This window comes from Allobacillus halotolerans (assembly GCF_018967645.1).
Lineage (GTDB): Bacteria > Bacillota > Bacilli > Bacillales > Alkalibacillaceae > Allobacillus > Allobacillus halotolerans.
In genome coordinates this window covers 106,878-119,114 of record NZ_JAHLZF010000007.1, presented here as the reverse complement: position 1 = coordinate 119,114, position 12,237 = coordinate 106,878, and the positions used below count along the sequence as shown (strand labels likewise).

The 12,237-nt window shown below is 39.8% G+C and carries 10 protein-coding genes; all 10 read right to left on the bottom strand.

Annotated features, from left to right (window positions below; all coding sequences use genetic code 11):
- Positions 1–289 precede the first annotated feature (289 nt).
- Positions 290–961, bottom strand: coding sequence for a deoxyribose-phosphate aldolase (gene deoC, locus KQ486_RS06765; protein ID WP_144160337.1), 672 nt, complete (start codon positions 959–961; stop codon positions 290–292).
- Between the two features lie 16 nt (positions 962–977).
- Positions 978–2,333 carry a tRNA (N(6)-L-threonylcarbamoyladenosine(37)-C(2))-methylthiotransferase MtaB gene (gene mtaB / locus KQ486_RS06760; RefSeq protein ID WP_216687128.1) on the bottom strand — a complete coding sequence of 452 codons (1,356 nt, stop codon included), beginning with the start codon at positions 2,331–2,333 and terminating at the stop codon, positions 978–980.
- 4 nt (positions 2,334–2,337) lie between these two features.
- Positions 2,338–3,087 carry a 16S rRNA (uracil(1498)-N(3))-methyltransferase gene (locus KQ486_RS06755; protein WP_216687127.1) on the bottom strand — a complete coding sequence of 250 codons (750 nt, stop codon included), beginning with the start codon at positions 3,085–3,087 and terminating at the stop codon, positions 2,338–2,340.
- A gap of 1 nt (position 3,088) precedes the next feature.
- Positions 3,089–4,048 carry a 50S ribosomal protein L11 methyltransferase gene (gene prmA / locus KQ486_RS06750; protein WP_216687126.1) on the bottom strand — a complete coding sequence of 320 codons (960 nt, stop codon included), beginning with the start codon at positions 4,046–4,048 and terminating at the stop codon, positions 3,089–3,091.
- A gap of 33 nt (positions 4,049–4,081) precedes the next feature.
- The gene (gene dnaJ, locus KQ486_RS06745) at positions 4,082–5,215 is read right to left on the bottom strand and encodes a molecular chaperone DnaJ (RefSeq protein WP_144160349.1); all 1,134 of its coding nucleotides are present in this window, start codon (positions 5,213–5,215) and stop codon (positions 4,082–4,084) included.
- 250 nt (positions 5,216–5,465) lie between these two features.
- The gene (gene dnaK / locus KQ486_RS06740) at positions 5,466–7,289 is read right to left on the bottom strand and encodes a molecular chaperone DnaK (RefSeq protein WP_216687125.1); all 1,824 of its coding nucleotides are present in this window, start codon (positions 7,287–7,289) and stop codon (positions 5,466–5,468) included.
- Between the two features lie 40 nt (positions 7,290–7,329).
- The gene (grpE, locus tag KQ486_RS06735; RefSeq protein WP_246569219.1) at positions 7,330–7,935 is read right to left on the bottom strand and encodes a nucleotide exchange factor GrpE; all 606 of its coding nucleotides are present in this window, start codon (positions 7,933–7,935) and stop codon (positions 7,330–7,332) included.
- A gap of 97 nt (positions 7,936–8,032) precedes the next feature.
- On the bottom strand, positions 8,033–9,064 hold the full coding sequence (gene hrcA / locus KQ486_RS06730) for a heat-inducible transcriptional repressor HrcA (RefSeq protein ID WP_144160355.1): 1,032 nt from the start codon (positions 9,062–9,064) through the stop codon (positions 8,033–8,035).
- 69 nt (positions 9,065–9,133) lie between these two features.
- Positions 9,134–10,294, bottom strand: coding sequence for a radical SAM family heme chaperone HemW (gene hemW / locus KQ486_RS06725; protein ID WP_144160358.1), 1,161 nt, complete (start codon positions 10,292–10,294; stop codon positions 9,134–9,136).
- Between the two features lie 66 nt (positions 10,295–10,360).
- A complete protein-coding gene (gene lepA / locus KQ486_RS06720; protein WP_216687124.1) occupies positions 10,361–12,175 on the bottom strand; it encodes a translation elongation factor 4 in 1,815 nt (604 codons plus the stop codon).
- Positions 12,176–12,237 lie beyond the last annotated feature (62 nt).

Genomic DNA, 12,237 nt, shown 5'->3' with positions numbered 1-12,237 from the left:
CTAACTGTTGAAAAAGCAACGCTGACTGCTGATAAATGAGGGCTAACTGTTGAAAAAGTGCGGCTAACTGAGTTCCAACTGTTGAAAAAGCATAGCCAACTGCTGATAAATGAGGGCTAACTGTTGAAAAAGCATAGCTAACTGCTGATAAATGAGTGCTCACGACCCCTTTAATCACGATCATCACTTATTTTGATAAACCCAAACCATAATGCAAACAAAAACCCGAGCGATTTATTTTTAAATCGTTCGGGTTTTCATTTCATCTATAAACTTTCATACAATTCAATTAGTAACTTGATTGTCCTTCTTGACCATTCACAATATCTACGCCTGCTGAAGCGCCAATACGAGTCGCTCCTGCATCTAACATTGCATTGGCATCTTCTAGGTTGCGGACACCACCAGATGCTTTGACACCCATTTCAGGGCCAACTGTCAAACGCATGAGACGGATATCATCAACAGTTGCACCGCCACCGGCAAATCCTGTGGAGGTTTTGACGAAGTCAGCACCAGCTAGTTTAGCTAGCTCGCACGCTTTCACTTTTTCATCTTGGTCCAATAAGACGGTTTCAATGATCACTTTAACAATCGCTCGACCTTTTACAGCTTCTACGATTTCTTTGATTTCCGTTTCAACTTCTTCAAAGCGATGATCTTTTAGTGAACCGATATTAATGACCATATCCACTTCAGTTGCACCGTTTTCAACAGCTTGTTTTGCTTCAAATACTTTTGTTTCTAATGTTGTTGCACCTAAAGGGAAACCGACCACGGTACAGACTTTCACATCTGAATCTTTCAATAGTTCATGACAATGTGCGACCCATGTAGGGTTTACACAGACGGAAGCAAACTTATATTCCTTTGCCTCTTCACATAGTTGATTGATTTGTTCTGCTTGAACATCTGGTTTCAATAACGTATGGTCAATCATTCCTGCGATATTCCGGTCCATCTCAAATCTACTCCTTTTATGAACTGATTACTTGATTATAAACTTCATCATCTTCCATGACACGGACAAACTGCCCTTTATTATAAGGATAACCAGCTTCTGTGATTTTTACTTTAACTACATTTCCAACCATATCCGGAGAACACTCAAGCACAACTTTCATATAGTTGTCTGAATACCCTTCATATAAACCACTATCTGGATCTAATTTATATGGAACTTCCGGAATGACTTCTAACACTTCACCTTCAAAGAGAGAAGCATATTCTTTCGCTTGCTGATCGGATAGCTCAATGAGTCGATGAACTCGGTCATTTTTTGTTTCGTCGTCAATTTGATCTTTCATTCGTGCAGCAGGTGTCCCGGTTCTTTGTGAATATGGAAACACGTGTAATTCAGAAAAACCGATCTCCTGAATGGAACGATAGGTTTCCATGAATTCTTCTTCCGTTTCACCTGGGAAACCAACAATGACGTCTGAAGTAATGGCTAGTCCAGGTAAAGCTTCTTTCACTTTCTTCACCCGTGTGAAATAAAACTCCATGGTGTATTTTCTTCGCATACGTTTTAAGACGGTATCAGAACCTGATTGTAGTGGAATATGCAAGTGACGGACAATCTTTTTCGATTGATCGAGCACTTCAATCACTTCATCAGAAATCTGACTCGCTTCAATGGAGGAAATTCGAATCCGTTTTAGACCGACAACTTTGCTTTCCAAATCACGGAGCAAAGCAGCTAGGTTATAGTCTTCTAAATCTTCTCCATATCCGCCGGTATGAATACCTGTAAGTACAATCTCCTGGTACCCGGCGTCCACAAGCTGTTGCGCTTGTTTAATGACATCCTCTGGTGGACGAGAACGCATTAAACCTCTTGCCCAAGGAATGATACAAAACGTACAGAAATTATTACATCCTTCTTGAATTTTCAAAGAAGCACGTGTACGGTCAGTAAATTCAGGTACGTCCATCGCTTCAAAAACGCGATTTTTCATAATGTTTTTAACGGCATTGATCGGTTCTCTTTCTTCTTTATAAACTTCGATGTACTCTAGCATCTTTTTACGATCCTGCGTACCGACAACAATATCCACTCCAGGAATTTCCATGATTTCATCTGGAGAGGTTTGTGCATAACACCCTGTTACACAAATAACGGCTTCAGGGTTTTTACGCACGGCTCTACGGATTACTTGTCGGCTTTTTTTATCGCCGGTATTCGTTACAGTGCATGTATTGATGACGTAGACGTCTGAATGCTGGTCGAAATCAACACGTTCATAATCATGCTCTTTAAAAAATTGCCAAATTGCTTCTGTTTCATAATGATTGACCTTACAACCTAGGGTGTGAAAAGCAACGGTCGTCACACGATCAACTCCATTCTTCAAAATAAAAAGACAAAGCAGCAAGTACATAAAGTGGTGCTGTCTCCGTCCGTAATATACGTTTTCCAAGTCGTATCGAATACACGTGCTCATGATCCAAGAAAGCTAGTTCCTTCTCAGAGAACCCACCTTCTGGACCAATGACTATAAGTATTTGATCATTTTTATTTATCTTACCAAGAACTTCTCGAAAAGTCGAAGAATGATCTGTTTGCTTGGCTTCTATTTCATTAGCTACCAAACAATAATCATACTGATGAAGATCCAACTCTTTTAATGATGTCATCGGTAGTATGTGAGGGATGATTGTTCGATGCGATTGCTCACTAGCTTCTTTTACAATTTTTTCTAAACGAGCTCGCTTTTTCGCTTCTTTTTTTCCATCCCATTTAACAATCGATCGATCCATTTGAACAGGTAGAAGCGAATGCATGCCGAGTTCTGTCCCTTTTTGTGCGATTAGTTCAAGTTTATCACCTTTCGGCATACCTTGTGCTACAGTGACCGTTATTGGTAACTCCTTCTGTTCATCTAACTCTTCCAGCAAAGTAATTTTAATTTCTTCTGGATGAATTTGGTCGATAACACCTATATGGCTCGTTTCGTCAGGTTGGCAAATAACCACTTGATCTCCAGGTTGAAAACGCATGACATTCGCCATATGATGACGGTCATCACCTTGGATGGTAACCGTATTCATTTGTACGTCATTTACTGACACAAAGTATCTTTGCATATTATTCCCGATCCTTTTTCGCACCATCTGGCTTTTGCGCCACAATGGAGACCCAGTCCTCTAAATCTTTCGTTTCAACGATTTGAAATCCTTTATTCGTCAAATCTTCTAAAACCTCTTGTTTTTTTCTTTGGATAATACCAGAAGTAATAAGTAATCCATTCGGTTTTAGCAAGTGAAAAGCATCTTCGGTCAATTGAATGATGATCTCAGCTAAAATATTGGAGACGATTACATCCGGCTCTTGTTCCACGTCTTTTAATAAATCATTCTTCTGGACGGTAATCCTCTCATCTGTTTCATTCAACGTCGAGTTATTTTGTGTGCTAGTAACCGCTACTTCATCCAGATCGTATGCATAGACATGAGATGCTCCTAATTTTGCCGCAGCAATACTAAGAATACCTGAACCCGACCCCACATCTAGTACGAGATCTTTCGAATTCAAGTAACGCTCCAATGCTTGCAAGCTTAAGATCGTTGTAGGATGGGTACCTGTACCAAAAGCCATTCCGGGATCCAACTCAATAATCAATTCGTCTGAGGAAGGTTGATATTCCTCCCATGTCGGTTTTATGGTAATTCGTTCGGATACTTTGACGGGCTTATAATATTTTTTCCACGCTGTTGACCAATCTTCTTCGTGAACCTCTGACAGGGTCACTTCATTGCGCCCAATCGGAATATCAAATCTTGGCAAATCACTGATGGCCTGTTTGATGAAAGACACTTTCTCAGTCAGAGAATCGTCTGTAGGTAAATAAGATTTTACATAGACTCCATCTGTTGGATAGTTGGATGCGTCGAGCTCATAAATTGTTCCGTATAATGTAACATGATCCTTATATAAGTCATGTGGATCAACAATGACTACGCCACTCGCTCCAGCTTCTTGAAATATATGAGAAACAGCTTCAATTGCCTCGTTTGTTGTATGAACTTTAATTTCAGACCACGTCATCAGTGAATCGACCAACTTTCTTTTACGTCTTTATTAATCACCTTTAAATGCTCGTTTCATTCGCTGAAACAAGTTGTCGTGATGCTCATCTAGGGTTTCATCACTTTCCATTTCATGAAGTTCTCTAAGCAGTTCTTTTTGTCGTTCATTCAGTTCTTTTGGAACCATTACTTTAACAAGGATATGCTGATCTCCCTGTCCATAACCATGAACATTCGGTACACCTTTTCCTTTTAAGCGGAAATGGGTGCCTGTTTGTGTTCCACCTGGTATTTTAAACTTGACTTTGCCATGCACTGTCGGAACTTCGACTTCATCACCGAGTGCCGCTTGTGCATAGGTGATTGGCATCTCACACAGAATATCATCACCGTCACGCTCAAAAAATTCATGACTTTTTACCCGGATCACAACAAACAAATCTCCTGGAGGTCCCCCGTTTTCACCAGGGTTCCCTTCGCCGCTTACACGAATTTGTTGACCATCATCGATCCCCGCTGGAATATTAATGTCAATTTTCTTTCGTTTACGGACGGTTCCTTTACCACCGCAAGTGGAGCATTTCTGTTCGACTTGTTTTCCGGTTCCACTACAATAATGACAGACACGACGATTGACGACGCGACCAAAAGGCGTATTCTGCGTTTCATTCAACTGTCCTGTCCCTTGACAGTGTGAACAAGTGTTTACACTCGTGCCTGGTTTGGCGCCTGAGCCTTCGCACGTATCACATGTTTCTTCTTTCGGGATATGAATTGTCGTTTCTTTTCCAAAAACGGCTTCTTCAAAATCGAGTTCCATCGTATATTGAAGATCTTGACCTTTTTGTGGCGCATTTGGATCTCTTGTACGTCCGCCTCCGCCAAAGAACATGTCAAATATATCTTCGAAGCCACCAAACCCTTCTGCTCCGAAACCACCGGCACCAAAGCCGCCTTGGCCGCCTTGTGTTCCTGCATGGCCGAATTGATCATACTGAGCTCTCTTTTGCTCATTGCCTAAAATTTCATAAGCTTCTTTTGCCTCTTTAAATTTATCAGCCGCATCCTCTTCTTTATTCACATCGGGATGGTACTTGCGCGCCATTTTTCGATAGGCTTTTTTAATTTCATCCTTAGAGGCATCTTTAGAAACCCCTAGGACCTCATAATAATCTCTTTTACTCATGAGACCACTCTCCTGCATCATATAACATAAAATTTATCATAACATTAGATGATTTCTTTCTGCAACGTAGAGTCGGATTTACTGATTGATCATGTATCGATAATTTGCTTACGAATGATTAATTATGTTTTTTCTTAAAGACAGAATCCAACTATACATATTAAATGATCGGCATAGAGAAAATCACCTTAAAAAAAGCCAAAGCCAGTAAGTTGACTTTGACTTTTTTTAAACCTTTTACACATGAAGCTTATTTTTTCTCTTCATCGTCTTGAACTTCTTCATATTCAGCGTCTACAACGTTGTCATCTTGAGACTGTTCGCCGCCTTCTTGTTGCGCTTGCTGTGCTGCCTGCTCATATAATTTCACGCTGAGGTTCTGTACCTCTTGCTCAAGTGCTTCTTTTTTCTCTTTGATTGCATCTAGGTCTTCGCCTTCAAGAGCAGACTTCAATTCTTCTTTGAGCTCTTCAGCTTTCTTCTTCTCATCTTCTGAAACTTGTTCGCCTAGATCTTTGATCGTTTTATCCGTTGTGAATACGAGTTGATCAGCTTCGTTGCGTAGCTCTACTTCTTCACGACGTTTTTTATCTTCTTCAGCATTTTCTTCTGCTTCTTTTACCATACGTTCAACTTCATCATCGGATAGACCTGAAGAAGATTTGATCGTAATGGATTGTTCTTTGTTTGTGCCTAAATCTTTTGCACTAACGTTTACAATTCCGTTGGCATCGATATCAAAAGATACTTCAATTTGCGGAATACCACGTGGTGCCGGTGGAATATCCGTTAACTGGAAACGGCCAAGTGTTTTGTTGTATTGTGCCATTTCACGTTCACCTTGAAGGACGTGAATATCAACTGCTGTTTGATTATCAGCCGCAGTAGAGAATACTTGTTTTTCACTTGTTGGAATCGTTGTGTTACGTTCAATCAGCTTAGTGAATACGCCACCCATTGTTTCAATTCCAAGTGAAAGTGGTGTAACGTCCAATAGTACAACGTCTTTAACGTCTCCTTGAAGCACGCCACCTTGGATTGCTGCGCCTAGTGCAACAACTTCGTCTGGGTTAACGCCTTTTGATGGCTCTTTTCCAATTTCTTTCTTAATCGCTTCTTGTACTGCTGGAATACGAGTGGAACCACCGACCAATAGTACTTTATCAATGTCTGAAGCTTTCATATCCGCATCATTTAATGCTTGGCGAGTTGGCTTCATTGTCCGCTCAACCAATCCAGCAGATAGTTCTTCAAACTTCGCACGGCTTAGTGTCATTTCTAGATGAAGTGGTCCTGCTTCTCCTGCTGTAATAAATGGTAGAGAAATTTGTGTTTGTGCTACACCAGAAAGATCTTTCTTCGCTTTCTCAGCAGCATCTTTCAAACGCTGAACTGCCATTTTATCTTGAGATAGATCAATGCCGTTTTCTTTTTTGAATTCTTGAACCATATGATCAATAATGACTTGGTCAAAATCATCTCCACCTAGACGGTTATCACCTGCAGTTGAAACAACTTCAAATGTTCCGTCACCGATATCTAGAATAGATACGTCAAACGTACCTCCACCAAGGTCATAAACCAAAACAGTTTGATCATCATCTTGGTTAATTCCGTATGCCAATGCTGCAGCAGTCGGCTCGTTAATGATACGCTCTACTTCCAAGCCAGCAATCTTACCAGCATCTTTTGTTGCTTGTCTTTCAGCGTCATTGAAATATGCAGGTACTGTTACGACTGCTTTTTCAACGGATTCACCTAAATATTCTTCTGCATATGATTTCAAGTGTTGTAGTAAAATTGCAGAAACTTCTTGCGGTGTATATTCTTTACCTTCTGCTTCTTCTTTGTGGTCTGTTCCCATATAACGTTTAATGGACTGAATGGTGTTAGGGTTCGTGATTGCTTGACGTTTCGCAACTTCACCTACTTGGCGCTCGCCATTTTTAAAGGAAACAACGGATGGTGTTGTACGGTTTCCTTCTGGATTTGGGATGATGGTAGAATCGCCGCCTTCCATTACGGCTACGGCAGAGTTTGTTGTTCCTAAGTCAATTCCGATAATTTTACTCATAAAAAAATCCTCCTTGCACACTGTTTGATTTGGTTTATTATTACTGGTTTACTTTAACCATTGCCGGGCGGATCACACGGTCTTTTAACTGATACCCTTTTTGAAGCACTTCGATTACCTGATTTGATTCAAATCCATCTTCTTGAACTTGCATCACAGCTTGATGGACAGTTGGATCAAATTCTTTTCCTTCAGCTTCAATTTCAGTCACACCGACTTTTTCCAAGGCTTGTTGAAGTTGTTGATATACCATTTCTACGCCTTCAATAAAAGAGGCAACATTCTCTTGATCGGCGCCTGTTTGCAACGCTCGTTCAAAGTTATCCAACGCAGGAATGATTTCTGTAGCAAGCTCTTGAGATTTATATTTCAAATCCGTCTCTTTTTCTTTTTTCATTCTTCTTTTGTAATTATCAAAGTCTGCTTGCAAACGAAGGAGACGGTCATTTAAATCAGCATTCTCATCCTTTAATTGGTTGAGTTCGGATTGATTTTCTTCCGAATCAGCTTCTTGTGACTCTTCAGTTTCGTTCTCTTCTTGATTTGTATCTTCAATTGTTTCATTTTCTTCTTCAATCACTTCATCGAAATGATCTTCTGGGTCTGTTACGATGCTATCTTTTTCGTTGTTATGTTCATCGACCAATCCAGTCACCTCCTCATGTAACGCTTCCTAGATTTCCAATTGTTAAATATATCATCTATCGATTAAAAATCAACTAGTAGGGATTGACATCAAATGATTAATTTTTATCATACCAGGACTTTAACGATTGGCTCATTTGCTTACTCCATAATTGAAGCATGGCAACAGCTTTCGCATAATCCATCCGTGTTGGCCCGAGTAAAGCAATCGTACCTACTTGGTCTTCGCCAATTGTATAGGTAGATGTAATTAATGATAAATCATTTAATGCCTCGATTTTATTCTCTCGTCCGATAAAAATATGGGTTCCTTCTTCTTTCGATTTTAAAATCGGTGCAATTTGTTCTTCGCTTTCCATCATACTGAATAGAATTTTAATCTTTTCAATATCATTGAATTCTGGTTGGTTTAACATGTTCCCTTTTCCACTTACATATAAGTTGGTCGGCAAGTCGATCAATAAAGCTTCTTCTAGCAGTTGGTAAGCTTTTGAAAAGTCGGACGTATACTTCTCAATTAAACCTCTCACTTCTTTCTTGATCATCCGGTCCAAATAGACGAGTGGTATGCCCACAAGCTTCTCATTTAAGATATTGACCGTCTTCTCAAGGTCTGATCGATCTAATCCTTGAGGGATAACAAAAGATCGGTGCTCAACATGACCCGTATCTGTCACAAGAATTGCAATCGCTGAATGCTGCGTTAACGGAACAATTTGTACTTGTTTTAATTTTGTTTCGAAAATTTCAGGACCAAGAACCAATGTCATGTACTGCGTCAATTCGGATAAAATGTTAGCAGAATTCTCCATAACACGTTCCAATTCGATCATCTTATGACTAAAATATTTGTTGATGCGCATGATTTCGTCTTTTGTCAATTTTAATGGGTCCATCAGATGATCGACATAGAAACGATATCCTTTTTCAGACGGCATCCTCCCCGAAGATGAATGAGTTTTTTGCAAGAAACCCAACTCCTCTAAATCAGCCATTTCATTCCGGATTGTAGCTGGGCTAAACCCGACTTGATCTTTTTTGGCGATGTTTCGAGAGCCGATTGGTTGTGCAGTATCAACAAACTCATCCACAATGACTTTCAATATTAACAATTGGCGATCTGTAAGCATTTAACTCACCTCTGTTAGCACTCTTTTTGTTCGAGTGCTAATGCTATTATTAAATTATCAAAAACCATTTTAACTGTCAATAAGAGTGTATTGATTTTCATCCAATAGAAATGATGAGAATACTTCGTTACCGAACATTAACCCTTGCCGTGTCATACGAATGGTATCTTTGTCGTACTCAACCCATTCTTTTTGACTTAATCGTTTAATCTCTTTTCCGTAAACATCAAATAAAGAAACGCCATACTTTTGCTGAAACAAAGAATCAGATACGCCACTTCTTCTTCGCAGGCCAAGAAACATTTCTTCTTCAATTTTTTCTTTCTTCGTGATTTCATCGATATGTAATATCGGCTTTTTCCGATCATTGATCGCTTGAATATAATGATTCACCGGCCGGTAATTCACATATCGCTCATCGTTTAAATACCCATGTGCGCCTGATCCAAATGCATAGTAGGGTGCGTTACTCCAATAGGTCAAATTATGTTGACTCTCAAATCCCTTTTTCGCATAGTTACTAATTTCATAATGATTTAACCCGTTGCTTTCCATCATATCCATCAAGGCGATCAGCATATCCGCTTCTGTTTCCTCTGGCGGTTTATTCAACTTACCTTGTTGGTGACGCATGTGAAATACAGTTCGCGGCTCGATTTGTAGTGCATAAGATGAATAATGGGGCAAATCATACGCTATCGCTTGATTTAATGTTTGTTTGAAATGCTCTAACGATTGATCTGGTAGCGCGTAAATAAAGTCCATACTAATATTTGTCAGGTCATGACGCTCCAATGAGTGGACAGCTTTGTTGACATCTTCGACAGTGTGAAGCCTGTTCAACTGTTTCAGATAAGCATCATCCAATACCTGGACACCAAGCGAGACTCGGTTGACACCGAATTCTTTCATAACTTTTACATGATCTTCTGTAAACTCACCCGGGTTCGCCTCAATCGTAAACTCTTCAACTTCATCGACGTTAAAATATGTCGAGATGGACGTCATTAATTTTGTCAATTGTTCTGGATTCAAGCTTGTCGGTGTTCCTCCACCGATATAAATGGTGCGTACCGTTTTTGGTTGCTTTCCAATATATAGCTCCATTTCCTTGTCTAAAGCCTTCAAATAGTCATCTGCCAATGATTGATTGTAATACATTTTTGCAAAATCGCAGTAATGGCAAATTTCATGGCAAAAAGGAATATGAATATAAGCTGCGTTTGTCATCGGTAACCTTCTTTCTTCGAGACAGTGTGTTAAAAACAAAGAAAAGGGCGACCGAATTGGCCTGCCCTAGTCGTCGTCACCCATTTCAAGTACGGACATAAATGCCTCTTGTGGGATTTCGACTTTTCCAACCATTTTCATTCGTTTCTTACCTTCTTTTTGTTTCTCCAATAGTTTTCTCTTTCTCGAAATGTCTCCACCGTAACATTTGGATAAAACGTTTTTACGCATGGCTTTGATTGTCGTCCGAGCAATAATTTTATTACCGATTGCCGCTTGAACCGGCACTTCAAATTGTTGCCTTGGGATAATCTTTTTTAACTTTTCGGCGATATGCTTTCCTCGATGAAATGCAAAATCCCTATGGACAATGAAAGACAATGCATCGACGGATTCACCGTTCAGAAGAATATCCATTTTAACCAGATTCGAAACTTGGTAGCCTTTGAAATCATAATCGAACGAAGCGTATCCCTTCGTCTGTGACTTCAATTGGTCAAAGAAGTCGTAAACGATTTCGGATAAAGGAATTTCATACGTAATATTTACACGGTTTTCATCTAAATATTGCATGTCCTTGAATTGACCACGTTTCTTCTGACAAATTTCCATCACCGCACCGACAAAGTCATTCGGCACCATAATAGTCGCTTCAACATATGGCTCTTTAATTTCTGAAACTTCCTGGGGATCAGGGAGCATAGATGGGTTATCGACATGAATAAATTCTCCATCATTTAGTTGAACTTCGTAAATAACGCTTGGTGCTGTTGTGATTAAGTCAATGTTAAATTCTCGTTCAATTCTTTCTTGGATAATTTCCATGTGTAGAAGTCCAAGGAACCCACAACGGAACCCAAAACCGAGCGCTTGAGAAGTTTCCGCTTCGTATTGTAAAGAAGAATCGTTGAGCTCCAATCGTTCCAGGGCTTCACGTAAATCATTATATTTGTCTGCATCAACTGGATACAAACCACAGAAAACCATTGGGTTCATTTTCTTGTAACCTGGTAATGGCTCAGCTGCTGGGTTGTTCGCTAATGTAATCGTATCCCCAACTCGGGAATCCCCTACATTTTTAATCGATGCCGTCAAGAAACCAACGTCTCCGACAGTAAGCTCGTCTTTTTCAATAGGGCTTGGCGTGAAAACACCTAGTCCGTTTATTTCAAAAGTTTTCCCAGTCTGCATCATTTGGATTTTATCGCCTTTTTTTAGGCTGCCTTCTTTTATACAAATATAAGCAATGACACCGCGGTAAGAATCATACAAAGAATCAAAAATCAAAGCTTTTGTTGGCTCTTCTTCATCTCCAGCCGGAGCAGGTATATCTGTCACAATACGTTCTAAAATTTCATCTATACCTTTTCCTGCTTTTGCAGAAGCCAAGATAGCATCATCCGCGGGTATCCCGATGACATCTTCTATCTCTTGTTTCACACGTTCTGGGTCTGCACTTGGTAAGTCAACTTTATTAATAACTGGAATGATTTCCAAATCGTTATCCAAAGCTAAATAAACGTTTGCAAGTGTTTGGGCTTCAATACCTTGCGCTGCGTCAACGACTAGGATCGCCCCTTCACAAGCTGCCAGACTACGTGATACTTCATATGTAAAGTCGACGTGTCCAGGCGTATCGATCAAATGAAATAAATAATCTTCACCATCTTGATCCGTATATCCTAATTGTACGGCATTCAATTTGATGGTTATTCCACGTTCTCTCTCCAAATCCATGGCATCAAGAAATTGTTCTTTCATTTCTCTTTGGGTCAACGCATTCGTTCTTTCTAATATGCGATCGGCTAGAGTAGATTTACCGTGATCGATATGGGCAATAATTGAAAAATTTCGTACGTTTCTTTTCTTTCTCTCTGTCAAACTGCATCACTCCTGTAATTCGCGAAAATACGCTAGCTTGATTATAGCAATACAATCGACAA

What these genes read in the sequence shown, in the direction of transcription:
- deoC (WP_144160337.1), bottom strand. Translation starts at nt 961, where the DNA reads ATGGACCGGAATATCGCAGGAATGATTGACCATACGTTATTGAAACCA.
- KQ486_RS06755 (WP_216687127.1), bottom strand. Translation starts at nt 3,087, where the DNA reads ATGCAAAGATACTTTGTGTCAGTAAATGACGTACAAATGAATACGGTT.
- prmA (WP_216687126.1), bottom strand. Translation starts at nt 4,048, where the DNA reads ATGACGTGGTCTGAAATTAAAGTTCATACAACAAACGAGGCAATTGAA.
- dnaJ (WP_144160349.1), bottom strand. Translation starts at nt 5,215, where the DNA reads ATGAGTAAAAGAGATTATTATGAGGTCCTAGGGGTTTCTAAAGATGCC.
- dnaK (WP_216687125.1), bottom strand. Translation starts at nt 7,289, where the DNA reads ATGAGTAAAATTATCGGAATTGACTTAGGAACAACAAACTCTGCCGTA.
- hrcA (WP_144160355.1), bottom strand. Translation starts at nt 9,064, where the DNA reads ATGCTTACAGATCGCCAATTGTTAATATTGAAAGTCATTGTGGATGAG.
- hemW (WP_144160358.1), bottom strand. Translation starts at nt 10,294, where the DNA reads ATGACAAACGCAGCTTATATTCATATTCCTTTTTGCCATGAAATTTGC.